The organism is Microbacterium sp. Be9 (assembly GCF_011754135.1).
Lineage (GTDB): Bacteria > Actinomycetota > Actinomycetes > Actinomycetales > Microbacteriaceae > Microbacterium > Microbacterium maritypicum_A.
Genome location: NZ_WNWT01000002.1, coordinates 119,577 through 146,313, shown reverse-complemented (window position 1 = coordinate 146,313; position 26,737 = coordinate 119,577). Strand labels below are relative to the sequence as shown.

Annotated in this window: 20 protein-coding genes; 5 read left to right on the top strand and 15 right to left on the bottom strand. The window is 69.5% G+C overall.

Features of this window, described 5'->3' with window-relative positions; all coding sequences use genetic code 11:
- Positions 1 to 37 precede the first annotated feature (37 nt).
- Both GLO27_RS01770 and GLO27_RS01765 read left to right on the top strand, forming a co-directional pair.
- Complete coding sequence (locus GLO27_RS01770; protein ID WP_167253325.1) at positions 38 to 1,402, top strand: FAD-linked oxidase C-terminal domain-containing protein; 1,365 nt, start codon at positions 38 to 40, stop codon at positions 1,400 to 1,402.
- Positions 1,395 to 1,802: an NUDIX domain-containing protein gene (locus GLO27_RS01765; protein WP_021198841.1), complete on the top strand. Its 408-nt coding sequence runs from the start codon at positions 1,395 to 1,397 to the stop codon at positions 1,800 to 1,802. Before GLO27_RS01770 ends, GLO27_RS01765 begins: the two co-directional genes overlap by 8 nt.
- Before the next feature lie 28 nt (positions 1,803 to 1,830).
- On the opposite strand, the gene nagB is transcribed toward GLO27_RS01765, so the two are convergent.
- The 5 genes from nagB to GLO27_RS01740 form a co-directional block, all read right to left on the bottom strand.
- Complete coding sequence (nagB, locus tag GLO27_RS01760; protein WP_021198842.1) at positions 1,831 to 2,610, bottom strand: glucosamine-6-phosphate deaminase; 780 nt, start codon at positions 2,608 to 2,610, stop codon at positions 1,831 to 1,833.
- Positions 2,603 to 3,568, bottom strand: coding sequence for an ROK family protein (locus tag GLO27_RS01755; RefSeq protein WP_021198843.1), 966 nt, complete (start codon positions 3,566 to 3,568; stop codon positions 2,603 to 2,605). The genes nagB and GLO27_RS01755 overlap by 8 nt, the downstream gene beginning before the upstream one ends.
- Before the next feature lie 43 nt (positions 3,569 to 3,611).
- Positions 3,612 to 4,799, bottom strand: a complete 1,188-nt coding sequence (locus GLO27_RS01750) for an ROK family transcriptional regulator (RefSeq protein WP_167253323.1) — start codon at positions 4,797 to 4,799, stop codon at positions 3,612 to 3,614.
- Between the two features lie 79 nt (positions 4,800 to 4,878).
- Positions 4,879 to 8,205 carry a family 20 glycosylhydrolase gene (locus GLO27_RS01745; protein WP_167253321.1) on the bottom strand — a complete coding sequence of 1,109 codons (3,327 nt, stop codon included), beginning with the start codon at positions 8,203 to 8,205 and terminating at the stop codon, positions 4,879 to 4,881.
- The gene (locus tag GLO27_RS01740) at positions 8,196 to 9,413 is read right to left on the bottom strand and encodes an alanine racemase (RefSeq protein WP_235045215.1); all 1,218 of its coding nucleotides are present in this window, start codon (positions 9,411 to 9,413) and stop codon (positions 8,196 to 8,198) included. The genes GLO27_RS01745 and GLO27_RS01740 overlap by 10 nt, the downstream gene beginning before the upstream one ends.
- A gap of 26 nt (positions 9,414 to 9,439) precedes the next feature.
- Here GLO27_RS01740 and GLO27_RS01735 point away from each other — a divergent pair, with 26 nt between their 5' ends.
- Entirely contained in the window at positions 9,440 to 9,844 is a 405-nt protein-coding gene (locus GLO27_RS01735) for a RidA family protein (protein WP_021198847.1), read from the top strand.
- Between the two features lie 108 nt (positions 9,845 to 9,952).
- Positions 9,953 to 11,443 carry a L,D-transpeptidase family protein gene (locus GLO27_RS01730; RefSeq protein ID WP_347878383.1) on the top strand — a complete coding sequence of 497 codons (1,491 nt, stop codon included), beginning with the start codon at positions 9,953 to 9,955 and terminating at the stop codon, positions 11,441 to 11,443.
- Between the two features lie 261 nt (positions 11,444 to 11,704).
- Here GLO27_RS01730 and GLO27_RS01725 read toward each other — a convergent pair whose 3' ends face one another.
- Positions 11,705 to 13,924 (bottom strand): NADP-dependent isocitrate dehydrogenase, encoded by a 2,220-nt coding sequence (locus GLO27_RS01725; RefSeq protein ID WP_167253317.1) that lies wholly within the window; start codon positions 13,922 to 13,924, stop codon positions 11,705 to 11,707.
- A 175-nt stretch (positions 13,925 to 14,099) separates the two neighbouring features.
- Between GLO27_RS01725 and GLO27_RS01720 the strand changes: the two genes are divergently transcribed.
- Positions 14,100 to 14,558: a GNAT family N-acetyltransferase gene (locus GLO27_RS01720; RefSeq protein WP_021198850.1), complete on the top strand. Its 459-nt coding sequence runs from the start codon at positions 14,100 to 14,102 to the stop codon at positions 14,556 to 14,558.
- A gap of 122 nt (positions 14,559 to 14,680) precedes the next feature.
- Here the strand turns inward: GLO27_RS01720 and GLO27_RS01715 are convergent, their stop codons facing one another.
- From GLO27_RS01715 to GLO27_RS01675, 9 genes are all read right to left on the bottom strand, one after another.
- The gene (locus tag GLO27_RS01715; RefSeq protein WP_051668037.1) at positions 14,681 to 15,502 is read right to left on the bottom strand and encodes a hypothetical protein; all 822 of its coding nucleotides are present in this window, start codon (positions 15,500 to 15,502) and stop codon (positions 14,681 to 14,683) included.
- 130 nt (positions 15,503 to 15,632) lie between these two features.
- The gene (locus GLO27_RS01710; protein ID WP_167253315.1) at positions 15,633 to 17,447 is read right to left on the bottom strand and encodes an ABC transporter ATP-binding protein; all 1,815 of its coding nucleotides are present in this window, start codon (positions 17,445 to 17,447) and stop codon (positions 15,633 to 15,635) included.
- Complete coding sequence (locus GLO27_RS01705) at positions 17,444 to 19,375, bottom strand: ABC transporter ATP-binding protein (protein WP_031206834.1); 1,932 nt, start codon at positions 19,373 to 19,375, stop codon at positions 17,444 to 17,446. Before GLO27_RS01705 ends, GLO27_RS01710 begins: the two co-directional genes overlap by 4 nt.
- Before the next feature lie 312 nt (positions 19,376 to 19,687).
- Complete coding sequence (locus tag GLO27_RS01700) at positions 19,688 to 20,737, bottom strand: membrane dipeptidase (protein WP_167253313.1); 1,050 nt, start codon at positions 20,735 to 20,737, stop codon at positions 19,688 to 19,690.
- 79 nt (positions 20,738 to 20,816) lie between these two features.
- Positions 20,817 to 21,314: a methylated-DNA--[protein]-cysteine S-methyltransferase gene (locus tag GLO27_RS01695; protein ID WP_021198854.1), complete on the bottom strand. Its 498-nt coding sequence runs from the start codon at positions 21,312 to 21,314 to the stop codon at positions 20,817 to 20,819.
- Positions 21,311 to 22,831 carry an AlkA N-terminal domain-containing protein gene (locus GLO27_RS01690; RefSeq protein ID WP_167253311.1) on the bottom strand — a complete coding sequence of 507 codons (1,521 nt, stop codon included), beginning with the start codon at positions 22,829 to 22,831 and terminating at the stop codon, positions 21,311 to 21,313. Before GLO27_RS01690 ends, GLO27_RS01695 begins: the two co-directional genes overlap by 4 nt.
- A 167-nt stretch (positions 22,832 to 22,998) precedes the next feature.
- Positions 22,999 to 24,606: a bifunctional phosphoribosylaminoimidazolecarboxamide formyltransferase/IMP cyclohydrolase gene (gene purH, locus GLO27_RS01685; RefSeq protein ID WP_029258569.1), complete on the bottom strand. Its 1,608-nt coding sequence runs from the start codon at positions 24,604 to 24,606 to the stop codon at positions 22,999 to 23,001.
- A 39-nt stretch (positions 24,607 to 24,645) separates the two neighbouring features.
- A complete protein-coding gene (purN, locus tag GLO27_RS01680; protein ID WP_029258570.1) occupies positions 24,646 to 25,233 on the bottom strand; it encodes a phosphoribosylglycinamide formyltransferase in 588 nt (195 codons plus the stop codon).
- Positions 25,234 to 25,296: 63 nt separating this feature from the next.
- On the bottom strand, positions 25,297 to 26,673 hold the full coding sequence (locus GLO27_RS01675; protein WP_167253309.1) for a DUF6350 family protein: 1,377 nt from the start codon (positions 26,671 to 26,673) through the stop codon (positions 25,297 to 25,299).
- Between the last annotated feature and the right edge of the window lie 64 nt (positions 26,674 to 26,737).

Genomic DNA, 26,737 nt, shown 5'->3' with positions numbered 1-26,737 from the left:
GCTTCTCTCGTGAGCACACCGTCGTGAGCACGCCATCATGAGCGCCCTCTCCCTCCTGCAGGAATCCCTCGGAGCGCTCGTCGACACCGACGATGCCTCGCTCGAACAGGCCAGGGCCGACCGCTCCGGTCATGCCGCAGTGGGCCGTCCACTCGCCGTCGTCCACGCGGAGCGGATCGAGCATGTGCAGCAGACCATGCGCATCGCCACCGCCACCCGCACTCCGGTCGTGATCCGCGGCGCCGGAACCGGGCTGGCGGGCGCCGCGAACGCAGGAACCGGCGAGATCGTGCTGTCGCTGCGCCGGATGACAGCGATCAACGAGATCCGTCCCGATGATCTGCTCGCCGTGGTCGAGCCCGGAATCCTGAACGCCGACCTCAACGCCGCACTCTCCGAGCACGGGCTGTGGTGGGCGCCCGACCCCGCCAGTCGCGACATCTCGACCGTCGGCGGCAACATCGCCACGGGCGCCGGCGGTCTGCTCTGCGCCAAGTACGGCGTCGTGCGCGACGCGGTACTCGGGGTCGACGTGGTGCTCGCGGACGGGCGGCTGATGCACCTCGGGCACCGCAGCGTCAAAGGCGTCACTGGACTGGATCTCACCGCACTGATGGTCGGCTCGGAAGGAACGCTCGGAGTCGTCGTCGGGGCCACCCTGAAGCTGCGCCGTCTCGTCCCCGGCGAGATCTGCACCGTCACAGCGACCTTCCCCGGCGTACGCACCGCGGCCGCCGCCTCCGCTGCCGTCACCGCTGCCGGCGTCCAGCCGGCGATCATGGAGCTGATGGACGCCGCGAGCCTCTCCGCCGTGCATGCTCTCCTCGCGCTCGCTGTTCCCCCGGAGGGCGCGGCCCAGCTGACCATCCAGACGGACGGCCCGGCGGCTGCCGCCGAAGCGGACACGATCGCCGCGATCCTGCGCGATCACGAGGGGGCGGTGATCGTCTCCCATGACCGCGACGAGGGCGAGCGCCTCCTCGCCGTCCGACGGTCTATGCACGCAGCGATGGCATCGCTGGGCACGACGCTGATCGAAGACGTCTCGGTACCGCGCAGCGCCATGCCGGCGATGTTCGACGCGATCGCGCGCATCGAGCGCGAGTACGGCATCGTGATCCCGACGGTCGCCCATGCCGGCGACGGCAACCTGCACCCGAACTTCATCTTCGAGGGGACGGAGACGCCGCCGCACGTGTGGGCGGCAGCAGACGAGCTCTTCCGCGCCGCCATCCGTCTCGGCGGCACCCTGACAGGCGAGCACGGCATCGGAGTCCTGAAACGGCGCTGGCTCGCCGAGGAGTTGGGTGACGACCAATGGCAGCTCCAACGTCAGATCGCCGCCGTGTTCGATCCGCTCGGCATCCTCAACCCCGGAAAGGTGTTCGCCTCCGATGCCTGACATCCATGTGAGCGCGGCGGTGATCGTCGATGAGTCCGGACGCGTGCTGGTCGTCCGCAAGCAGGGCACGACCATGTTCATGCAGCCGGGCGGCAAGCCCGAGGCTGGCGAGTCCGCCGCGCAGACGCTGATCCGCGAGCTCGACGAGGAACTCGGGCTGGTCCTCGACGAAGCCGACCTCGAGCCTCTCGGCACGTTCGTCTCCGCGGCAGCGAACGAACCGGGGCACCGGGTCGTCGCAGAGGCTTTCGCGACCTCCGTCGACCCCGGGGCGGTGAGTGTTCAGGCAGAGCTCGCCGAGCTGCGGTGGATCACCCCGGCCGACGTCGCCACGCTTCCGCTGGCGCCGCTGAGCGTCGAGCACCTGCTCCCGATCGCCTGGCCAGCGCCGGCGAGCTGAGCGCGCCGGCGCGGCGCTAGGGCAGGCCTCAGATGCCCTGCCAGGCGGGCTTGTTGGCGAACGTGTAGCGGTAGTAGTCGGCGAGTGCGAGGCGCGACGCCGCGGCTTCGTCGACCACGATCGTGGCGTGCGGGTGCAGCTGGATCGCGGAACCGGGCAGGAGAGCCGTGAGCGGTCCCTCGACCGCTCCGGCGACGGCCTCGGCCTTGCCCTCACCGAAGGCGAGCAGCACGAGGTGACGCGCCCTCAGGATCGTTCCGAGCCCCTGCGTGATGCAGTGCATGGGAACGTCGTCGATCGAGTCGAAGAAGCGGGCGTTGTCTTCGCGCGTCTGCTCCGTGAGCGTCTTCACGCGAGTGCGGGACGCGAACGACGATCCGGGCTCGTTGAAGCCGATGTGTCCGTCCGTGCCGATGCCGAGGATCTGCAGGTCGACGCCCCCGGCGGCATCGATGGCCGCCTCGTAGTCATCGCCCGCGTGCTGGATCGTCGCCTGCGCACCGTTGGGGACATGGATGCGCTGCGGGTCGAGGCCGAGCGGCTCGACGACCTCACGGGTGATGACGGAGCGGTAGCTCTCCGGGTGCGCGGGGTCGATCCCGACGTACTCGTCGAGGGCGAAGCCGCGCACCTGCGAGACGTCGTGACCCGCGAGCTGCGTGCGCAGCGCCTGGTACACCGGCAGCGGTGTCGATCCGGTGGCGAGGCCGAGGACCGCATCCGCACGACGCGCGATCAGCTCCACGATCTCGGTGGCGACCAACGCACCGGCAGCCTCGGCATTCTCGACGATGACGACCTCAGCCATGGGGAACGATCTCCTTCTCGGTGATGGAAGCGCCGACGAGTGCGGCGCCGAATGCGGCGGCGGGAGAACCCGCGGGGAGCAGTTCGATTCTCTCATCCAGGCGGAGCGACCGCATGAACGGTGACGCCTCGGCGCCCGCGTGCAGGGCGGCGCGGATGCCGTTCTCGAGCCGGTCTCCGAGAGCGGTGAGTCCTCCCCCGATGACCACCGTCTCGACGTCGGCGGAGAGCACGAGAACCCGCACGGCGGCTGCGGCTCCGTGGTAGAGGTCGTCGCGAAGGGAGAGTGCCAGCGGATCGCCGGCGTCCGCCGCGTCGAAGATGTCCCGGATCGGCAGCGCACCGGGGCGACCCCACGCCTTGGCCAGCGCGCCCCCACCGCAGAAGGTCTCGACGCAGCCGTGCTGTCCGCAGCCGCACAGTCGTCCACGCGGATCGACCGAGAGGTGACCGACCTCGCCGGCCGTTCCCCGCGCGCCGCGCCAGATGCGCCCGTCGATCACGATTCCGGCGGCGACGCCCGTTCCGAGGTTCAGGTAGGCCATGGACCCGGCGACTCCGCTCAGCACCGCGGCTCCGAGCGCCGCGGCCTTCACGTCGTTCTCCACCCGGAAGGGGACACCGAGTGCACGCTCGGCCGTGGCAGCGAGGTCCAGGGACTCCACCCCGAGGTTGACGGCGTGATCCACGCGGCCGGCCTCGGCGTCGACGAGTCCGGGGATCCCGATCCCCACGGATCCGACGTCGTCGAGGGCGAATCCGCTCTCGACGGCGAGGGCGGTGACCGCCGCGACGATGCTCTCGACGACGGCGTCGTCACCCCAGCCGGTCGGTCGGCGCAGTCTCCCCCGGATGTCTCCGGACGGATCGACGGCGACCGCGTCGATCTTCGTACCGCCGACGTCCAGGCCCACTCGAATGGGCCGACCGGAGCGGTCGGCACTGCCGGCACCCATCATCGGATGCTGCTCCCTGCCGTGACGGTGATGGTGGCGTCGACGATCACGACACTCCCAGCTGTCCGGAGAGCACCATGACGGCGGCTCCTCGCAGGACGATGTCCTCCTGGTGCGTCAGCCGCACCACGACATCCTCGAAGACGCCCTCGAGGGTCCGCGCGTGCAGCGTCTCGATGGCGGCGTCGATCAGGATGCCGTCGAGCAGCTCGGCCGGTCCGGAGAGCACGACCTCGGAGAGATCGAGCGCCGCGACGATCGGGGCGACCGCGATGGCCATCCGCGTTCCGGCATCACGGAGGATCTCGTCTCGCGCATCGGGGTCCACAGCGATCGCCGCGCCGAGGCGGCTCACGCTGAGCCACGCTTCGAGACAGCCGTCCTTGCCGCACGCGCAGCGCGGTCCGCCGTCGGTTCCGACCACGACGTGACCGATCTCCCCTGCGGCGAAGCGGCTGCCGAGCAGAGGCTGGCTGCCGGTGATGAGACCGGCGCCGACGCCCTTGCCGATCTTGATCAGCATGAAGTCGGCCTTGGCGTCACCGAAGGTGTACTCCGCGAGCACCGCTGCGTTGGCGTCGTTTCGGGCGAGGACGGGAAGGTCGAGGTCGACGCCGAGCTTCGCCTCGAGCGGGAAGTTCGTCCAGCCGAGGTTGGGCGAGCTGAGGACGAGGCCATCGGGACGCACCACACCGGGCGTGCCGATTCCCACACCCAGCAGAGGCTGGGTCGATGCGGCGACGAGGGCGTCCGCCAGCTCACGCAGTGCCGCATAGGCCGCCTCGCCGTCGGGCGATGCGGGGCGGGCCACCTCGCGCCGCTCGAGCACATCTCCGTCGAGACTCAGCACCGCACCGGTGAAGGCGTCCGGTCCGGAGAGGTCGAGACCGACGATCTGATGCCCGAAGCGGTCGATGTCGATGAGGATCGGCGGCTTGCCGGGGCCGACGGCCTCACGGACGCCCATCTCGATCACGATGCCGTCGGCGATGAACTCTGCGACCAGGTCGGAGATGGTGACCCGGGTGAGTCCGGTCTCCCGGGAGAGGTCGGCACGACTCATCGCGCCGGCGTGGTAGAGCGTCTGCAGCACGAGGGCGCGGTTGTGCCCTCGTGCGTGCTCGGGCAGCACCTTGGATCGTGAGCGCAGGTGGCGCCCTGGGCCGAAGGCGTGCGCATTCGCACCGACGTACTCTGACGGCGATGCGGAACGCTGTTCATCCGAAACGGACATGTTTGTTAGTAGACCTTACGAACAAAATTTGCGCAACCTCTACCCGCGGACGTGCGAGCAGGGTTACCGAAACGTTACATTACTTTCGATCGTCTTCGGCGACCGTGTTCGAGCGCTCGAGGAGACGCTCCACCAGGCCCGCGACGATCTGCTCCCGCGCCTCGATCGTGAGCGGCTTCCCCGGCACGCCGGGACGGCGCTGAGCGGGTTGCGGACCGTCAAGGGGACGATACCGCACCCCGGCGGCGGCGAGCCGGCGCAGATGGGTCGGCAGGCGGCGTCCGAAGCCGGCATACGGTGCGGCGTCGCCTCCTTCCCAGAGCCTCTCGGCGATCGCCGAGAGACGCGGGAACACCGCGAAGTCGACGCGATCCGCTGTCGGCAGATGCTCGCTCCACACGTTCGCCTGTCCCCCCACTGCGCCATCCACGACGCGCAGCGTGTAGGCGCGCTCGATCGTGAGCGGCGGACCGACCCTGATCGGCTCCTCCTCGGACTCCGACTGCGGGTAGTCGAGATAGACCTCGAGGTCGGGGCACGCCACGACCTCGATACCGAGACGCAGCGCCTCGCGCATCGCCGCCGGGCCGCGCCAGGCGAGGATGCGCACCCCCTCGGGGACATCCCCTTCGAGAACCTCGTCCCAGGCAAGCGCGGTGCGCCCCCGGGAACGCACGTGCGCCACGAAGTGCGCGGTGAACCACGGCTGCACGTCATGCGGCGTGGCGAGGCCGAGCTCACGCATCCGCGCGCCGGCCGCTGCGCTCTGCGCCCACTCGGTGACCGGCACCTCGTCGCCGCCGATCCCGATCCACTCCGAATCGAAGGCATCGCACAGCGCATCGATCGCCGCACGTCCGAAGGCCAGAGCGGCATCCGTGGGCGCCAGGGTGCGCGGGTTCACCCCGAAGCGCTCCCAGGCGGAGGGCGCCGGCTCCCCGACGTCGAGGTTGCCGAGCTCGGGGTACGCGGCGAGGCCCGCCTGGATGTGCCCCGGCAGTTCCACCTCCGGCACGAGGGTCACGAATCGCTCGCGAGCGTAAGCGACCAGATCGTGCAGTTCCGCCGTCGTATAGAACCCCTCGTGCACACCGGGGACGACGGTCGACGACGGACCGTGTCCCAGCTGTGTCGCCTCCCGCCGCCCGCCCACCTCGGTGAGCCGGGGGAAGCCGGGCACCTCGAAACGCCAACCCTGGTCGTCGGTGAGGTGCAGATGCAGGACATTCAGGTGATGGTCGGCGAGAAGGTCGATGAACCGGCGGACCTCCTCGACGCTCCGGAAGTGCCGGGCGACGTCGAGCATGGCTCCGCGCCAGCTGTACGCGGGCGCCCCTTGCCAGACCCCCGCGGGGATCAGCGCCGTCGTGGCATCCGGGTCCCGGAGCTGTCGCAGTGTGGTCGCGCCCCGGAACACCCCCGCGGGACTCGCGCCCCTGACCTCGATCCCGGAAGCGCTCACGGTCACCCGGAAGGCCTCGTCGCCGATGCGGCCGGCGACGACGGCATCCGCGCCGAGGGACTCGTCGATCACCAGACGGATCGGCGAGAGTTCGCCGTCGTCTCCGTCGCCGCCCAGGCGCGCCACGGATGCGCGGAGGTCAGCGGCGGTGAGATCAGAAGCGGTGAGATCAGAAGCGGTGGTACCGGAAGCGGTGATACCGGAAGCGGTGCGGATCGGCGTCCGTTCCGTCCACAGGAATCCCGGGGCGGCCGGATCGATACGCGCATCGACGCGCGGCACCGTTGCACGGTGCGGCGGCGGCGGCATCCGCAGCGCGCGGCCGGGAGTGAGTCCGGTGACGTCACCGGCCGACACCACCGGTACGCCGTCGACCAGTACCTCGACGATGCCCTGCGGGGCGGCGAAAGGCGCCTCGAAGGTCGCTCCCGCCGCGATGGTCTCCGGATCGAACAGCACCAGATCCGCGGTCGCACCCTGCGTGACGATGCCACGGGGTGCATCGCCGCGATCGAGCCCCAGACGCCTGGCCGGAGTTCCGGAGAGGTGACGGACGGCTTCCTCCCAGGTGAGGATGCCGAGTTCGCGCACGTAGTGCCCGAGGTATCGCGGGAATGTGCCGCGCCCGCGCGGGTGCGGCCGGGCGCCGATCAGGATCCCGTCGCTTCCGCCCGCGTGCCGCGGATGCCGCATGATCGCGCGGACGTTCTCCTCGTCGCCGATGTGCATCAGGATCCCGGTGGCCCCGGCATCGTCGAGGATCGTGTCGAGCACCACATCGACGGCGCGGCGGCCGGTCGTGGTGGAGATCTCGGCGATGGTGCGTCCGACGAGATCGGCCAGGGCCGGATCGGCGGTGCCGGAGATCTGGATCTGCGTCCAATCGGCCTTCTCACCGTGGAAGCCGTCGCAGCCGACCTCCTCGAGCTCCACGCGCACGGCCTCTCGGCCGGCACTGTCGAGCCCGGCGATGGCACCGAGCAGATCGCCGGTGGCTGCGAGCCTGCTGGGCAGCAGTGCGGAGAGGGTGGTGGCGCCGGGAAGATAGGGATACGTGTCGAGCGTGACGTCCACGCCGTCCGCGATCGCCTCGTCGACCAGAGTCAGCAGGTCACGCGCGCGCCCCCGGTTCGGAGCGAAGTTCATGGTGGCATGGGTCAGATGCACGGGGCATCCCGTGCGACGGCCGATGTCGAGCGCTTCGCGGTACGCCTCGAGCGCCCCTCCCCCGTAGCTGCGGGTGTGCGGCGCCCAGTAGCCGCCGCGTTCGGCGACGACGCGGCACAGCGCCTCGAGCTCGGCGGTGTCGGCGTACATCCCCGGCGTGTAGGTGAGTCCGCTCGACATCCCGAACGCTCCCGCATCCAGCGCTTCGCCCAGGAGGTCGGCCATGGCGGACACCTCGGCCGACGTCGCCGGACGGTTCTCATGACCGACGACCATCATCCGCAGGTTCCCCTGCGGTACGAGGACAGCGGCGTTCGCGACCGCTGCGGCGTCGATCGCCGCGAGCAGATCGTCCATCGTCCGCCATGGCACCTCGGCGGGCATGCCGTTCCATCCGGCGATCTGCGCGGGGATGACCGCGGCCGCCGCATCGTCGAGGGGCGCGTACCCGAGCCCGTCCTGACCGAGCACCTCGGTCGTGACGCCCTGGCGGATCTTCGCGTCGTGCGCGGCACCGCTCAACACGGCGAGTTCGCTGTGCGCATGCATGTCGATGAATCCGGGGGCCAGCACGAGGCCGTCGGCTCCGACCTCCACAGCCCCGTCGGGAAGCGCGAGCACCGGCTCCGATGCCCCTTCGGGGATGATCGCCACCACCCTCTTCCCCTCCACGGCGACGTCGGCGACATACCTCGGCGCGCCCGTCCCGTCGATGACGGTGGCTCCGCGATAGACCCGGACCAGGCCGGCGGCCGCCTTCTCCGCGCTCAGAAGCATGTCGCCACCGCTCCGATCACCCGAGGGTCGGCGGCGTCCGGATCGTCGATCACCGCGACCACCCGCCATTTGTCGAACGCCGTGCAGGGATGTGAGAGTCCCAGCCGCACGACATCGCCGACGGCGACCCTCGCGTCATCCGCGAGGCTCAGGAACGCGTGCTGGTCGTTCAGCGCGGTGATCGCACCCGCGACGCTCTGGGGAACGGGCAGGTCGAGATCGAAGGGCACGTCTCGACGACCGGCGTCGAGCAGCGCGAGGCCGTCCTCGGGCTGCGACACCACGCGCGACCAGGCGTGCATCGCAGAACGCAGCGGTGCGGTCCCGGTGAGCGGCCCGAAGGGCGACATGCGGGAGTAGAAGCCGTCGTCGTGGATCTGGAAGGCGCCGGAGCGCAGCACGACATCCGCCTCGGCGCCCACCGTCCCGAGCACCGCCGCCGCCCGGTCGGGGAAGGAACTGCCGCCGGCGCTCAGCACAGGGCGCACGTCGTCCGGGTACTCCAGCCGCGTGTGCAGCTCGATGAGCGTCTCCAGGTAGGCGTCGACCGCGGCCACGGAGGTATCGCTGCGGTCCGGCCCGAACGGCCCCTCGTATCCGGTGACGCCCGCGAGGCGCAGTCCCGGGGCGGCGGCGATGGCCTGCGCGATGCGCTCCCCCTCCGCCACCGTGCGCGCGCCGGTTCGACCGTGTGCGCCGCCCAGCTCGACCAGCACGTCCAGCGGACGCGACGCATCGCGCATGCCGTTCGCGAGGATCATGACGCCGTCGAGGGAGTCGGCCCAGCACAGCACACGCAGCCCGTCGTCCGCACCGAGCAGGGATCCCAGTCGGCGCACCGCCGCGGGATCGGTGACGGCGTTCGCGATGAGCACGGTCGAGACGCCGGCATCCACGGCCACTTCGGCCTGCCAGGGCGTCGCGACCGAGATCCCCCACGCGCCCGCGTCGAGCAGCCGCTGCCACAGGGCCGGCGCCATGGTGGTCTTGCCGTGTGGAGCGAGCAGCACGCCACGGTCTTTCGCCCAGGTGAAGACGGTCTCCTCGTTGTGCGCGAGGGCACCCTCATGCACCGTCAGGACCGGGGTGACCAGATCGGAGAGGTGCAGGCCGGCCTCGGCCACCTCGGCGAGACGCAGTCCCGCAGCATGCGCCGGGAAGCCCTTCGTCCAGGCGCCGATAACGGGATCCGGAATTTGTAGAGGCATCTAACAATGCTACTAGGCTTGACGGCATGACCGAGAAGATCCGCGTTTCCACCGATGCCGCCCCCGCCCCCGCCCACACGTTCTCGCAGGGGATCCGCAAGGGCCCGTTCGTGCAGGTGTCCGGTCAGGGGCCCGTCGATCCGACGACGAACGAATACCTGTTCCCCGGCGACGTGGCCGCCCAGACCACCCGCACGCTCGAGAACGTGAAGGCGATCGTCGAAGCCTCCGGCGCGACGTTCGACGATGTCGTGATGCTGCGCGTCTACCTGACCAAGCGCGAGGACTTCCCGATCATGAACGACGCATACGGGGAGTTCGTGACCGCGCACACCACGAACGGGGTGCTGCCCTCGCGCACCACCGTCTTCACCGGCCTGCCGCGCGAGGAGATGCTGGTCGAGATCGACGGCATCGCCATCGTCGACTGACCGGGGCGAAGCGGGGAGGAACGCTATCACGGACCGTTGCCTCCCCGTTACCTCCCATCCCGTACCATTGGACGTCAGGACACGTTTGAGAACCGGGGGGTGAAGTTCGTGACCGATCTGATTTCTGCGCCGGGCGCAGCAGCCGAGGCGCGTGGAGACGACTCCGCGCCCACTGCAGTGCTCACTCCCACGGACGCTCCCACCGAGACCGTTCCACCGACCACAGGCGACCAGCCCCTGGCCTGGGCACCCATCGAGCCGTCTCCCAAGAAGCGCCGCCTCGGCCTCTGGATCGGACTGGGCCTGGGGGTCGTCGCACTCGGCGCCGGCGCCGCATCCATGATCCTCATCGCACCGGGCACCACGGTCGCGGGAATTCCCGTCGGATGGATGACACCTGGAGCCGCAGCCGACGCCATCGGCTCCCACCTGGCCGAGACCGAGATCACTCTCACGGGAGACGGAGACGGCACTGTCCTGACCGGCGCCGACCTCGGCGTCACCGTCGACGCGACCGCTCTCGCCGACAAGGCCTTCGCCGAGCACCCGCTGTGGAACCTCGGCGCGTGGATGGGCGAGCCCGTGCCGGCGGAGATCGCATTCGACTCCGAGAAGGCGACCACCGCACTGCGCGACGCGGTACCGACCAGCTTCGACGACCCCGTGGACGCGGGTGTCGTCTTCGATGCCGCGAGCGGCACCTTCGTCATCACCCCGGCCGAAACCGGAACCGGCATCGACCTCACCGCGCTCAACGCCGCCTTCACCGAGGCGGTCGGCGAAGGCCGTACCACGCTCGAGTACTCGGGCGACGCGGCCGAGGCCCTGCCCGCCGTCTCGGACGACGATGCCACCGCCACGGCCACGGCTCTCAACACCATGCTCCCCACCGTCGGGTTCTATGTCGGCGAGGAGCGCACCGTGCCGGTGGACCCCGCCGTCGTCGCCACCTGGCTCACGGTCTCGGACGACGACGGTCAGCTGCGCATCGACGCCGATCCGCAGGCGATCCAGGCGACCGTCGACGGTCTTCCCGCTCTCGTCGACCGCGCGCCGGTCAATGCGACCAACATCGTCAACTCCGCCGGCACCGTGCTGCGCGCAGAGCAGGAGGGCGTCGCGGGGCGAGCGCTCGGAGACACCTCCGGCATCGCGGAGAAGTTCGCCGACCAGCTCGCCGCCGGCAACGGCGCCTTCGCGCTTTCGGTCACCGAGACCCCGTTCGAGACGGTGAGCCTGTTCCGCCGCATCGACATCAACCTGAGCTCCCAGCGCGCCGTTCTCTACGAGAACAACGTGGTCGTGAACTCGTGGGCCGTGTCGACCGGCCTTCCCGGAACGCTGACGCCCACCGGCAACTTCACGGTCTTCGCGCACACCCGCATCCAGGACATGGGCTGCTACGAAGGTGCCCCGTACTGCACCAAGGACGTGCCCTGGATCACCTGGTTCGCCCCGAACATCGGCTTCCACGGCACCTACTGGCACAACAACTTCGGCCAGCGGATGAGCCACGGTTGCGTCAACCTGCCGATCGACCTCGCCAAGTACGTCTACGACTGGTCCCCGAAGGGCCTCGAGGTCTCCGTCCACTACTGACGAGCGCTGTCCCTCTGCGCACGTGGAGGGACAGACGCGTCCCCCGCTGCCGACGACCGCATCGTCGCGCTCCGGCATCACGCGATCAGGTCGAGTGCGGAGACAGGACGCGCCACCCGCGCACCCGTACGCCCGACGCGGGATTCCGCGCGGACACGACGCGGGCTTCCGCGCGGACACGACGCGGCGGACGCGCGGGTACGCAGAAGGGGGCGGACGCCGCGGCGTCCGCCCCCTTCTGTCGACTTATGCGTCGACTGCTCAGCGCAGTGCGTCGACGATACCGTTCAGGGTCGAGGACGGACGCATGACCGCTTCGACCAACGCGTCGTCCGGACGGTAGTAGCCGCCGATCTCGACGGGCGCGCCCTGCACGGCGTTGAGCTCGGAGACGATGGCCTCCTCGTTCTGCGCGAGCGTCGCGGCGATCGGTGCGAACGCCGCAGCGAGGTCGGCGTCCTTCGTCTGCTTCGCCAGCTCCTGAGCCCAGTACAGACTCAGGTAGAAGTGGCTGCCGCGGTTGTCGATCGTGCCCAGAGCACGACCGGGCGAGCGGTCCTCCTCGAGGAACGTCCCGGTCGCGGCGTCCAGCGTCTCGGCGAGCACTCGGGCCTTCTCGTTGCCGGTGCGGTCGGCGAAGTGCTCGAGCGAGGCAGCCAGCGCGAAGAACTCACCGAGCGAGTCCCAACGCAGGTAGTTCTGCTCGACGAGCTGCTGCACGTGCTTGGGCGCCGAGCCTCCGGCACCGGTCTCGAACAGGCCGCCGCCGGCGAGCAGCGGCACGATCGAGAGCATCTTGGCGCTCGTGCCGACCTCGAGGATCGGGAACAGGTCGGTCAGGTAGTCGCGCAGCACGTTGCCGGTGACCGAGATCGTGTCGAGCCCGTGACGCATGCGAGCGAGCGTGTAACGCGTGGCCTCCTCCGGCGCGAGGATGGTGATCGTGAGGCCCTTGGTGTCGAGGGTCGCGAGACCCTGGTGCACCTTGGCGATGATCTGCGCGTCGTGCGAACGGTTCGCGTCGAGCCAGAAGACGGCGGGGTCGCCGGTCGCACGGGCACGGGTCACCGCGAGTTTGACCCAGTCCATCACCGGGATGTGCTTGGTCTGCGTCGCGCGCCAGATGTCGCCCTTGCCGACCGTGTGCTCGATGAGCACGGTGCCCTCGCTGTCGAGCACCTGGACGATGCCGTCTGCCGCGATCTCGAACGTCTTGTCGTGGCTGCCGTATTCCTCAGCCGCCTGCGCCATCAGCCCGACGTTGGGAACCGTGCCGATCGTGGCCGGGTCGAGCGGACCGTTCGCGATCACGTCGTCGATCACAGCCTGATAGACGCTCGCGTACGAGGAGTCGGGGATCACGGCGAGCGTGTCGGCCTCTTCGCCCTCCTTGCCCCAGAGCTTGCCGCCGTTGCGCACCAGTGCCGGCATCGACGCGTCGACGATCACATCGCTCGGCACGTGCAGGTTCGTGATGCCCTTGTCGGAGTTCACGTACGACAGGCGCGGACCCTCGGCGATGGCCTTGTCGAAGGCCGCGGCGATCTCGGCGCCGTCAGCCACGTTCGCGAGACCCGAGAGGATCGAGCCGAGCCCGTCGTTCGCGCTGAGGCCCGCAGCGGCCAGCTTGTCTCCGTACTGCGCGAACACGTCTGCGAAGAACGCCTTCACGACGTGACCGAAGATGATCGGGTCGCTGACCTTCATCATGGTCGCCTTGAGGTGCACCGAGTACAGCACGTCGTCGGCCTTGGCCTCTTCGAGCGTCTGGGCGAGGAACGCGTCGAGCTCCTTGGCGGAGAGGAACGTCGCGTCGATGATCTCGCGCGGGAGGACCTTGAGCCCCTCCTTCAGGACCGTGACCGTTCCGTCCTCCGCCGTGTGGCGGAAGCTCAGCACGTCGTCGTGTGCGGCGACCCAGGAGCGCTCGTTGTGCTTGAAGTCGTCGTGACCGAGAGTCGCGACGCGCGTCTTGGAGCCCGAGGCGAAGGGCTTGTTGCGGTGCGGGTGCTTCCTCGCGTAGTTCTTCACTGCCAATGGGGCACGTCGGTCGCTGTTGCCCTCACGCAGCACCGGGTTCACGGCGGAGCCCTTGATGCGGTCGTAACGAGCGCGGACGTCCTTCTCCTCGAGCGAGGACGGCTCGTCCGGGAAGTCGGGGATGTCGTAGCCCTGCTTCTGAAGCTCGGCGATGGCCCCCTTCAGCTGCGGAATCGACGCCGAGATGTTCGGCAGCTTGATGATGTTCGCCTCCGGGAGCGTGGCGAGACCGCCGAGCTCGGCGAGCGAATCGCCCACCTGCTGCTCCGGGGTGAGCTTCTGCGGGAAGGCGGCGAGGATGCGGCCTGCCAGCGAGATGTCGCGCGTCTCCACCTCGATACCGGCCTGGCCGGTGAATGCCTGGATGATCGGGAGGAACGAGGCGGTGGCGAGCGCCGGTGCCTCGTCTGTGTACGTGTAGATGATGGCGTCGTCGGTCACCGGGAGGTACTCCGTTCGCGGGGAAATTTGTCTCGATACCAAGATACCTGAGCCGGTCTGGCCCTGCGGCCTCGGCCCACGACCGGTGGCCACCCCATATCGACGAACGGCCAGAGCGCAGCGAAATGTTGTCCGGAAAGGTGTCGCGCCTGCCGGGAGGGGTTAGCCTGGGTCCATGTCCGAACTGCGCATGGTCGAACTCTCCGCTGCGACGATCGTCGCCGTGAACAACCTGTCGCTCAAGCCCGGGCAGGAGCAGTTCCTCGCTCCGGTCTCGTACGGGATCGCAGCGACCGTCATCAACCCGCAGACCTCCTGGCAGCGGGTGATCCTGGACCGCAACGAGGTCGTGGGCTTCGTCAGCGCCAACTTCGACGCGGAGGCACCGGAAGAGCACTTCCGTTCAGTGCTGTGGCGCATCAACGTCGATGCCGACGACCAGGGCCGCGGTGTCGGCCGGTACGCCGTCGAGGCGCTCGTCGATGAGGCCCGCGCGCGCGGCGTCGACCACGTCAACGTGATCTACGAGGCGGGCGAGGGCGGTCCGGAGACCTTCTTCCACCGCGTCGGCTTCACCCCTGTGGGCGAGACCGCCTACGGCGAGGTCATCGCCGAGATCCGGGTCACGACGTAGGCCGGGCGGCGGGGTCTCGAATCCCCTCCCCCATCGAGACCTCGTCGCCCTTTCACGGGGTTCCGGGGGAGCGCTCTCACGACCTCCTCACGTGACGCACTGTCGTGGCGTCCCCTCGTGACTCAGGGGCGTTCGTCCGGCTTGCCACCGCCGGGCTTGCGCCGATTCGTCCATGACGTGAGGGCGGCCGCAGCCGCACCGGCCGCCCGGTCGAGGGCTTCCGCGGAGCGGCTGAGCATGTCCTGCGCAGCGTCCTGCCACGCTGCCGTGGTCGGCGCCTCCCCCGCCTGCACCTTCGCGGCGTGCTCGGCCGCTTCGAACGCGCGCTCGAGCTCGGCGACGGCATCGCGATAGGCGGCGAACTCCGCCGGGGTGATGCGCCCTGCCGCCGCGCGGCGCATGTCCGTCGCGTGGCCGGCAGCACGGAAGTAGGCCGCCGTCTCGGGACTCTTGACGTCGGTCATCGCCGGATAGGAGATCTGCAGTGCCGGATCGGTCTCGTACCGCATCCACCGCGCCGTCACAGCATCGTGAGCGGCGTGCAACCGCTCCAAGGGGCGGGGCTCCGATGCCGAGGGCACCGCGGCCCGCGCCGCATTGAGACGCACCTGACGCGCGCGGACATCGGCCGAGGCGGCCTTCGCATCACGCTCCCGCTCCTTCAGCATCCGTCGCGCACCGGCCACCTGTTCGGCCGTCGCCCGCTGCGCCGCCCGCTCAGCGGTGACGCGAGCCAGGTCGGCGCGTGCGATCTTCCAGGCGGTGCGCCTCTCGGCCGCGGCCAGTTGCGCCTCCCTGAGATCATGACGCGCAGCATCGACTGCGAGGCGGCGTCCGCTCACCGTGCTGTTGCGACGACGCATTCCCATCACCCCCACCGTCCCCGCGGCAACCGCACTCGGCGCGATCCACCACCACTCGGCAACGAGCAGCAACGGGTCCATACCTCGATGCTACCCACGCACCGCGCTCGATGCGCGCCCCCGGACGTTCGCCCGAGGTCTCGACTGCTGCGGCCGTGATCGCCTCGCCGGGACGATGAGGCGGGCGTGGTCGCAGCAGTCGAGAGGGCGATCAGACGAGCGTCTCCTGCCACGCCGCGTGCAGCTGGGCGAACTTGCCTGTTCCGCCGATGAGCGCGGCAGGGGTGTCATCCTCGATGATGCGTCCGTGCTCCATCACGAGAACCCGGTCGGCGATCGCGACCGTCGACAGGCGGTGCGCGATGATGATCGCCGTGCGGTCCTTGAGAAGGGTCTGCAGGGCATCCTGGATCAGTCGCTCCGACGGGATGTCCAGCGACGCCGTGGCCTCGTCCAGGATCAGCACCGCCGGGTCGGCGAGGAAGGCCCGGGCGAACGAGATGAGCTGACGCTGACCGGCCGAGACCCGACCGCCGCGCTTGTTCACATCGGTGCCGTAGCCGTCGGGGAGCGACGAGATGAACCCGTCGGCGCCCACGGCCCGCGCCGCCGCCTTGATCTCGTCGAGCGTCGCCTCCGGCTTGCCGAGGGCGATGTTGTCGGCGACGGTCCCGCTGAACAGGTAGGCCTCCTGCGTGACCATGACGATCGCGCGGCGGAGGTCCTTCGGGTGCAGCGAGCGCAGGTCGACGCCGTCGAGGGTGACCCGCCCATAGGAGGGGTCGTAGAACCGGGAGATGAGCTTGGCGAGTGTCGACTTGCCCGCGCCGGTCGTGCCCACCAGAGCGATCGTCTGCCCGGCCGGGATGTCGAGGGAGAAGTTCGGGAGGATCGTCTTCTCTCCGTTGTAGCCGAACGTCACCTCGTCGAACTCCACGTGCCCGCGGGCTTCCCAGAGGTCGATCGGCTTCTCGGGATCCGGAACCGTCGGCACCTCCTCGAGCACGCCCGACACCTTCTCCAGCGCGGCCGTGGCCGACTGGTAGGAGTTCAGGAACATCGCGATCTCCTGCATCGGGGCGAAGAAGTTGCGCACATACAGCACCGCCGACAGCAGCACGCCGACGGTCAGCGCCCCCTCTGAGACGCGGATACCACCCCACAGCACGACGATTCCGAGCACGAGGGCCGCGACACCCATGAGCCCGGGCTCGAACGTGCCGAACAGCAGCATCGAGCGACGGTTGACGTCGCGATAGTCACCGGCGATCTCCTGGAACGCCTTGTCGTTGCGCGGCTCCTTGCGGAAGGCCTTCACGGCCCGGATGCCGGTCATCGTCTCGACGAACTGCACGATCACCTTCGCGCTGATCACCCGCGACTCGCGGTAGACCAACTGCGAGCGCGAGTAGAACCACTTCATCAGGAAGAACAGCGGCACGCCGCCGATCGCCAGGATGAGACCCGACTGCCAGTCCCAGAAGCACAGCGCGATGAAGGTGAAGAGCCCGAAGAGCACGCCGGAGACGAGCTCGTTCAGACCGCCGTCGAGGAGCTCCTTGATCGAGTCGAGGTCACTCGTCTGGCGCGAGATGATGCGCCCGGACGTGTACGACTCGTGGAACTCCAGGCTCAGGCGCTGGGTGTGCAGGAAGATGCGTTTGCGCAGATCGAGCAGCACCGCCTGGGTGAGCTTGGCCGCGATGATCACGTACCACGCGATCAGCACGGCGGCGAGCGCACCCGCCAGCAGATAGATGCCGCCGATCATGAACGTCGGCATCCAGTCGGCCCGATCGATGGCCGCGGGCAGCGCGCGATCGAGGCCAATGCTGATGAGGATAGGGCCGGCGACCTGGAGGGCGGTCGACACGATCAGCACCGCGGCGGCGAGGACGATCCTCGGCTTCAACGGGCTGACCAGGGATCCGAGGAGTCGGAGGGATCGACGACGGATCTCCCGGCTCTCTTCGCGGGTGTACTCGGAACGATCCTCGTTCTGGGTTCCGGTGACGGCGGAGCTCATCGCTGCACCTCCTTCTCGGTGATCGGGTCTTCGTCGGCGGCCTGCATCCCGAGGCCCTCGCGGACCTCTTCGTCGATCTCGGCCTGCTCATCGCGGATCACGGGGATCGCGCCGGTGCGCGCCGCTTCCTCGGCCTCCAGGCTCGAGATGACGTGGCGGTAGTGCCGGCTCGACTTGAGCAGCTCGGAGTGCGTCCCCACCGCCGTCACACGACCCGCCTCGAGCAGGGCTACGCGGTCGGCGAGGGCGACGGTCGAGGGCCGGTGCGCCACGATCATGGCCGTGGTGTCGGCGAGCACGTGTCGCAGGGCCTCCTCCACGAGGGCCTCGGTGTCGACATCGAGAGCCGACAGCGGGTCGTCGAGCACGAGCACCTTCGGCTTCGCCGCGACCGCACGGGCGAGGGCGAGCCGCTGACGCTGGCCGCCGGAGAGGCTGAGCCCCTCTTCACCGATCACCGTCTCGACGCCGTCGGGCAGCGCGTCGACGAACGACGCCTGGGCGACGTCGAGGGCCTCGCGGAGCACGCGCTCGCCTTCGTCGCTGTGCACATCGAGTTCGGCACGTCCGAGCAGCACGTTCTCACGGACCGTCGCCGAGAACAGTGTCGCGTCCTCGAACGCCATGGCGATGTGCTGACGGAGCTCGGCGAGAGGGAGATCCCGCACATCGACACCGTCGAGCGTCACCTTGCCGCCCGTCACGTCGTACAGACGCGTGGGCAGCGTGGTGAGAGTGGTCTTGCCGCTGCCGGTCAGGCCCACCAGCGCCATGGTCTCACCCGGGCGCAGCACCAGGTCGATACCGTCGAGCAGATCCCGCTCGTGGGCACCGGCGTCCTGATAGCGGAAGTGCGCGTTCTGGAACGCGAGCTCCCCACGCGGGTTCTCGATGTGCACCGGGTTCTCCGGGTCGGTGATGGTGTTGGTCTCCGAGAAGATGTCGAACACGCGGTCGGTCGCCGTGCGCGCATCCAGCATGAACGAGAACAGGAAGCCGATCGACTCGATGGGCCACCGCAGCACGACCGCCATCGCGAAGAAGGCGAACAGCTGTGCCTCGTCGATCTGCCCCACGGAGATCAGCCAGATGCCGGACATCAGGCTGAGACCGAAGGCGATCTGCGGCATGAGGTCGAGCCAGAACCAGATCGACGCGATCGCGCCGGCCTTGCTCATCTCGGTCTCGCGCAGCGTCTCGGCCTGGCGGCTGAAGCGGCTGAGAGCGTGCTTGCCACGACCGAACGCCTTGAGCACGCGGATGCCGTGCACGCTCTCCTCGACACTCGTGGCGAGGTCGCCGGCCTGGTCCTGGCTGCGACGGGTGAGCGCGCCGTAGCGCTTCTCGAACAGGTAACCGCGGATCCACAGCGGGATCGCGGTCACCAGGAAGATCGTGCCCAGCAGCCAGTGCCAGCGGAACAGCAGCACGGAGCCGATGATGATCGTGAGGATGTTGACGACCAGCAGCACGAGGCCGAACGCGAGCCAGCGGCGGATGAGGCCGATGTCCTGCATCATGCGGCTGAGCAACTGTCCGGAGCCCCACCGGTCGTGGAACGACACCGGAAGGGTCTGCAGGCGCGAGTAGAGCTCGGTGCGCATCTTGTACTCGACCTCGGTCGAGGGGTTGAGCACGAACTGGCGTCGCAGCCACACCATCAGGGCCTCGCCGAGGGCGAGAGCGAAGACGGCGACGGCACCCCAGACGATGGCGCTGATCTCACCGGAGCGAACGGGTCCGCTGATGATCTGCTCGAGCACGATCGGGATCATCAGGGCGATGACGGCGGCGATGAGCGCGCTGGCGGCACCGCCGGCGAGCCGCCAGATGACGGGCTTCACGAAGGGCTTCAGGCGCCACAGTGCGGCCGGAGTGGAAAGGGTCGATGAAGGCGAGGGATTCTGCACGGAAGGCGAGGAAGACATGTCTCTCAGACGAGTTTCGTATGGAAAGCGATTGCGGAGGGGGACGGATACGAGAGCGGACTCGTGGAGTCCGGTATCCGACGAAGAAGGGGCGGGGTGGCTCTAGGAGAGCGGACGCGCCGGGGTCGAGCCGAGAGCTGCGATCCGCGCGGTGGCGATCGTGGTCATGGTGTCCTCCTCAGGGGCTCGGCGATGTCGTCCGGTTGGCGCGACAGCCCACCAGCCTATTGCTGTGAACCAGCTGAAAGCAAGAGTCATTCCCGATTCGTCGACCGCGGCTCTCGAAGACCGCGGAGGGGGACGCCGGGAGCCTCAGGCGAGGGCTGCGGCTCCGAGCCCGGATCGGAGGAACCGCTGCAGGTTGCCGCCGAGGACGGCGAGGATCTCCTCTTCCCGCCAGCCACGACGCATCAGCGCCTCGGTCACGAGCGGGAGACCTGCCGGGCCCTCGAGGCCCGGCAGGTACCGATCGGCCGGCACGCCCTCGATCGTCGTCTGCACGCAGCACGGTGCCGTGGTGTCTTCCAGCACTTCGCGGACGAAGTCCGGCCCCATCCCGACGTGTTCGATTCCGGCGACCGACACCACGCGTTCGAAGTGGTCGATCAGTGTGTCGATCGTGTACGCGCTCTCATGCAGGTACGGAGCGAAGAAGTTGACGCACACGACTCCCCCGCTCTCGGCGACCCCGGCGATCTGGGCATCGGTGAGGTTGCGGTGGTGGTCGAACAGCGCACGGGCCGAGGAATGCGTGGCCATGACCGGGCGCGTGGCGAGCTCGAGCACGTGGTCGACCCCGCCCGCTCCGAGGTGGCTGATGTCGAAGATCATGCCGATGCGCTCCATCTCGGCGAGCGCTCGGACCCCGGTCCGCGTCAGCCTGCTGCCTGCGGCGTCTTCGCCGCTGCCGTCGGCGAACGCGCTGCGCCCGAAGTGCGCCACCGAGCCGATCCGCGCCCCGAGGCGATGCACGGTCTCGAGGAGCTCGACGTCGTCGGCGATGCCGGGCATCCCCTCCAGGGCGAGCACCAGCGCGATGCGGCCCTCGCCGATCACCCGATCGATGTCGTCGCCATCCCGGCACAGACCGACGGTGTCTGCGTTGCCCTCCGCCAGCCGATGCGCGGCCTCGATCATGCGGAGGGTGCGACGCAGCGCCCCCTCCGGGCGATACACGTCATCGATGAACACGGGCAGCACCTGCAGCCCGACACCGCCTTCGTGCAGCTGGGGAAGCCACTGGGCGCGGAAGTAGTCCGACCACTCGTCCGCGGGGCGGCTCGCCACCGAGCAGAGCAGATCGTTGTGTGCGTCGGCGACGACGGCGCGGCGGTGGAGGGCGAGTGGATCGTTGGCGGTCACGGCACGAGCCTATGGCCGCGTCGGTCGGGATGCTTCGTCGACGGGCACCATGTCGACCGCCCGTCGTGGTGCCGGCGACTCAACCCGCGCGACTCTCGCGCGCGAGCAGGCTCTCCTTGACATCGATCCCCCAGGCGAATCCGCCGAGGGTGCCGTCGGTGCGCAACACCCTGTGGCACGGGACGAACAGCGCCGGTGCGTTGCGCGCGCAGATGGATGCCGCCGCTCGCACGGCGCGGGGATTGTCGAGCCGCGTCGCGAAACCGGTGTACGTCAGAGGCTCGCCCGGCTCGATCGACCGCAGCGCCGACCAGCCGGCGAGTTGGAGGACTGTTCCGGTCTGCTTCACGGCGACATCGTCGATCGCGGAGAGGTCGCCGGCGTAGTAAGCGAGCGCTGCCTCGGCGGCCTCGGTCTCACCGTCTCGGAGATCTTCCGGTCGGTGCGCCGCGGACAGCCTGCCGAGGATCGCCTCGACGTCTGAGGTCCATCCGGAAGACAGTACGCGCTGCCGGTCGTCGGCAAGGATCGTGAACGCGCCGTCCGGCGTCTCGATGGTCTGGATGAGGGCGGTCATGAGGTCTCCTTCGTCGTCGTGTCTTCCGCGGGGGTGGGACGTGCCGCAGCCGAGGCGCGTCGAGGACCCACGGGGCGCACAGGTGCTGCGCGCCACAGGTGCGCGCTGAGATAGCTCCGCCAGGGGGCGGTGCGCTCGGCCCAGGCGGTGAGCGCACGTGGTTCGCCCGGCAGGCCGGAGGCCGCAGCGCCGGCGCGCAGCGCGACGTCTCCCGGGAGCAGCACATCGGGATCGCCGAGCACACGCATGCGCACGTAGTCGGCTGTCCAGGGTCCGATTCCCGGCATCGCGAGCAGAGCAGCGCGCTGGTCGACACCGTCGTCTCCGACCGTGAGCGTCAGGGAGCCGTCGGCGAGAGCGGCCGCAGCGCCGGTGATGGCGCGGATGCGGGCGGCCGGCCCTCGCAGCACCTCGGCTCCGTGGGCGGCGATCGCGGTCATCGTCGGGAAGAGCAGCCCGTTCTCGGTGCGCTCCCCCAACGCCTCGGCGAGCGCTGTGAGCGCGGTCCGGGCGGCGACCACGGTGATCTGCTGACCGACCATGGCGCGGATGAGCATCTCATGCGGATCGGCCGAACCCGGCACCCGGATGCCGGGGGTGCGCGCGACGAGCGGGGCGAGTTCGGTGTGCGCGGAGAGCGCCTCGTCGATCGCCTGCGGATCGGCATCGAGGTCGAAGATGCGCCGCACGATCGACACGAGCGGGGCCAGGTCTCCCAGCCGCGCGACCCGGGCGCGCAGGTGCAGACGAGACGCATCGTCCTGACGCACGTCGAACCATGCGGGTCCTCCCGACATCCGCAGATGCCGGGAGAACGACGTCGACGTCGTCTCCTCGATACCGGGAACGGCGCGTGCCGCCATCCAGGCGAAGATGCCGCTCGCGTCGAGCGGGCCGCGGTAGGGCAGCACGAGGTCGATCGCGCCGGGAACCGCGGACGCCGGAAGCCTTCGTCGGGACCTGAGCTCGCCCGGGGTGAGTCCGAAGACCTCGCGGATCGTGTCGTTGCATTGTCGGATGCTGGCGAATCCGGCGGAGAACGCGACATCGGAGATCGGCATGTCGGTGCCGACGAGGAGCATGCGCGCGGTGTGCGCCCTGTGTGCTCGCGCCAGTGCGAGCGGCCCGGCGCCGAGTTCGGTGGTCAGCAGCCGCGTGAGGTGCCGGCTGGAGTATCCGAGGCGCGCAGCCAGCCCGGGAACGCCCTCGCGCTCCACCACGCCATCCGAGATCAGGCGCATCGCCCGCGCGGCGGTGTCACCGCGGATGTCCCACGCGGGAGAACCGGGCGCCGCCTCGGGCAGGCATCGCTTGCACGCCCGATACCAGGCCTCGTGAGCCGCGGCGCTCGTCGGATAGAAGGTGACGTTCTGCGGCTTGGGCGTGCGGGCGGGGCAGCTCGGACGACAGTAGATCCCGGTCGAGCGGACGGCGGTCACGAACTGCCCGTCGAAGCGGGTGTCGCGCGCGCTGATCGCGCGGTAGCGCTCGTCGAAGTCGGTCAGGGGGAAGCTCATGCCTCCACTCTGTCACGCTCCCTCGACGCCGACTGGCGGAAATCGGACACGGCTGTCGAGTCGGGAACGCCGAGACCCACCCGCCTCGTCCACCCCCACGTCGCCGGAGCGGCGCGTGCGGGTCTCGACGTGGAGAGTGGGTCTCGAGGTGCGAGCGCGGAGAGCACTCAGTGGAAGAAGTGGCGCTCCCCTGTGAAGAACATCGTGACGCCGGCCTTGCGAGCCGCGTCGACGACCTCCTCATCACGCACGGATCCGCCCGGCTGCACGATCGCCGTGACTCCGGCGTCGATCAGGACCTGGGCGCCGTCCGCGAAGGGGAAGAACGCATCGGAAGACGCGACCGATCCGGCGGCGCGGTCGCCTGCGCGCTCGACCGCCAGCCGGCACGAGTCGACACGGTTGACCTGGCCCATGCCGACGCCGACCGTGGCGTTGTCTTTCGCGAGCACGATCGCGTTCGACTTCACCGCGCGGCACGCCTTCCACGCGAAGATGAGGTTCTCCATCTCCTCGTCGCTCGGACGCTCGCCGGAGACGAGCTCCCAGTTCTTCGCGACGGAGACGATGTCGTCGGGGAAGCGGTCGGCGTCCTGCAGCAGCAGTCCCCCGGAGACGAGACGCACATCCATGCGCTCCTGCTGCCAGTCCTCGGGCAGCTGCAGCAGACGCAGGTTCTTCTTCGCCTTGAACACCTCCAGCGCGGCCGGCTCGAACGACGGCGCGACGATGACCTCGGTGAAGATGTCCTTGAGGTTCTCGGCCATCTTGAGGGTGACCGTGCCGTTGGCCGCGATCACCCCGCCGTATGCGGAGACCGGGTCGCACTCGTGCGCGCGCAGGTGGGCGCTGGCGATCGGGTCGAGAGCGTTCGGCGCGGTGGTCGCGATGCCGCACGGATTGGCGTGCTTGATGATCGCGACCGCCGGCTTGACCATGTCGTACGCGGCACGCAGCGCGGCGTCGGCGTCGACGTAGTTGTTGTACGACATCTCCTTGCCCTGCAGCTGCGTCGCCTGGGCGATGCCGTGGCCACCGGCACGGGTGTAGATCGCGCCGCGCTGGTGCGAGTTCTCGCCGTAGCGGAGCGTGGCAAGGCGCTCGGCCTGGATCGTCAGGTGGGTCGGGAGGTCGCCGTCATCCTGCAGCGTCCCCTCGGCGAACCACGACGCGACCGCCGTGTCGTAGGCCGCCGTGTGCGCGAAGGCGCGGGCGGCCAGTTCGCGGCGCTGCGACACCGATGTGCCGCCGTCGGCGAGGGCCGAGATGATGCCGGGGTACGACTGCGGTGAGACCACGATCGCCACGTTGGCATGATTCTTCGCGGCGGCACGCACCATCGCGGGCCCGCCGATGTCGATCTGCTCGACGACATCGTCGCCGACGGCGCCCGAGGCGACGGTCTCGACGAAGGGGTAGAGATTCACGACGACGAGCTCGAACGGGGTGATGTCGAGTTCGGCGAGCTGGCGCTCGTGATCCTCAAGGCGCAGATCGGCGAGCAGACCGCCGTGGATCTTCGGGTGCAGCGTCTTGACGCGACCGTCGAGCATCTCGGCGACCCCCGTGACGGAGGCGACGTCGGTGACGGGGAAACCCGCATCGCGGATGGTCGATGCCGTCGAGCCGGTCGAGACGATCTCGACGCCCGCGTCGGCGAGAGCCTCGGCGAGGACCAGGAGATCGGTCTTGTCGCTCACCGAGACGAGAGCGCGCCGGATCGGCACGGTGTCGCGATCGCGGTAGAGCGTGGGGTCGTGGCGGGGGCCGGCCATGATGGGCTCCTTCGTGCGGGGGGCGTCGGGTGGAGGGGGTCAGGAAGAGGGGTCGAGGACGAGCGCGCCGGTGGCGATCCCGCGGACGACGTCGATGAGGAGTCGACGTTCGACGGGTTTGATCCGTTCGTGCAGGCTGTGCTCGGTGTCGCCCTCGAGGATCGCGACACGTTCCTGCGCCAGGATCGGCCCGGTGTCGACACCGTCGTCGACCACGATCACGCTGGCACCGGTCTCGGCCGCGCCGGAGGCGAGGGCGTCACGGACGCCGTGTGCCCCGGGGAACTCGGGAAGGTACGCGGGGTGGGTGTTGATGAGGCGTGGCGAGTACTGCGCGACGAGCGACGGAGGAAGCAGACGCATGAGGCCGCTGAGCACCACGAGATCGGGGGCCCAGACGGCGAGCTGGCGGGCGACCTCCTCCCCCCAGGCTTCGCGGCTCTCGTGCTCATGCCAGGGCACGGTGAAGCTGGGGATGCCGAACTCCTCGGCGTGGGCGAGTCCGTCCGCCTCACGGTCAGCACCGACGACGATCACCCTGGCGGGGAAATCGGGGTGACGAGCGGCCTCGAGGAGGGCGCGAAGATTCGAGCCGGTGCCCGAGATGAGAACGGCGACCGTGAGCACGCGCCCAGTCTACCGGGGCGCGAAGCCCTCTTCCGCCCGGCTTCCGCTCACGGGCGGTGGACGTCAATCGCGCTCGTGACGCGGCGGGGCGAAGCCGCGGACATCGTCCAGGGGCGCCGTGTCGTCGAACGTCGGCGTCTCGGAGAAGGGGATACCGGGCGCTGTCCGCGCCGATGCGATGCTCGGGTCGAACTCGGTCATCTCGGCGATCCAGCGGTCCGTACGCTCCTCGGCCAGCTCATCGCGGTGACGCGGTGACAGCAGCAGGATCGCGGCGCCGACGAGCACCTCCAGCCCGAGGGCCAGCATGAACGGAAGAGCCGCGGGACCGACATCGGCGAGCTTTCCCGGACCCATCGAGCCGTTCGCGAGCACCGCGGCGAGGCCCGCGACCCCTGCGCTGACGACGGCGATCCCCACCGCGATCGCCGCCCGCTGCATCGTCCCCAACGGCGTGCCCTCCCAGACGAGGCGCGAACGCACCGCCCAGCCGGCGAAAGCACCGGCGGCGATCGGGACGAGCACCACGATCAGCATCCACATCGAACTGTTCTCGGGCAGCAGCCCGAACACCGGGATGCCCGGAACGACTCCTAACTGCGTACCGGCGGGCGAGACCGCGGTTCCGACGCCGACGGCGAAGCCGGGGCCGGCGAGCCAGGACGCCGCCCACACGATCAGGGTCGGGAGATACACGAGCTGCGCCAGCGTCATCACGGTCGCGCCGAGCGCATCGACACGGGCAGCCTGGAACAGCGCCACGACCTCGCCACCGCGGAACAGCGTGATGACGGCGAGGGCCAGAGCGGCCGCTCCGATCACGCCGACCAGGGTGAAGGCCGTGCCGCGCACGATCGCGACGGGGACGGGCGCCCAATCCTCGCGGGCGTCGATGCGGTCGTGCAGACGGTCGAGGACTCCGCCATCCCCCTCTTCCCATGCGACCCGGACAGCCCCGCACACCGCACCGACGAGGTAGACGGCGGTGGGGAGCCCGATCGCGAGGGCCAGGGGGGTCTGCACGGCATCCAGTCGCGCGGTCAAAGCGACGCCGGTGGAGATGGCCGCGAACACCACCGTCCCGGACACTGAGCCGAGCAGCCACGTTCCGGCTGCCGCGGCCCTGGCACCCGAGCGGGCGGCGAAAAGCAGGGTGAAGAGCAGGAACGCCAGTGGAGTGATCGAGACCGCGAACGAGGCCGCCTGCGGGGGGATCGCGAGAGCGACCAGCAGCTCGTCCGGGATCGTGACCTCGAGGGGCACGCCGTGGCCGAACTCCCAGAGCGTGCCGGTGAGCGGCCAGAGCGCGCCCCAGTCGGCCGTGACCCCGAAGGCGAGCGTCCACAGCAGCGTCAGCGGCGCGAGCAGCACGACGAGACCGACGGCCGCAGCGATGGCGGCGTCGAAGGCGGCGAGGAGCGCGACGAGGAGGCGTTGCATAGCGTTTCGAGACTACGACGAGTTGCCGACGAAGCCCTGGGGGCGCGCGTGGGGTCGGCGACAC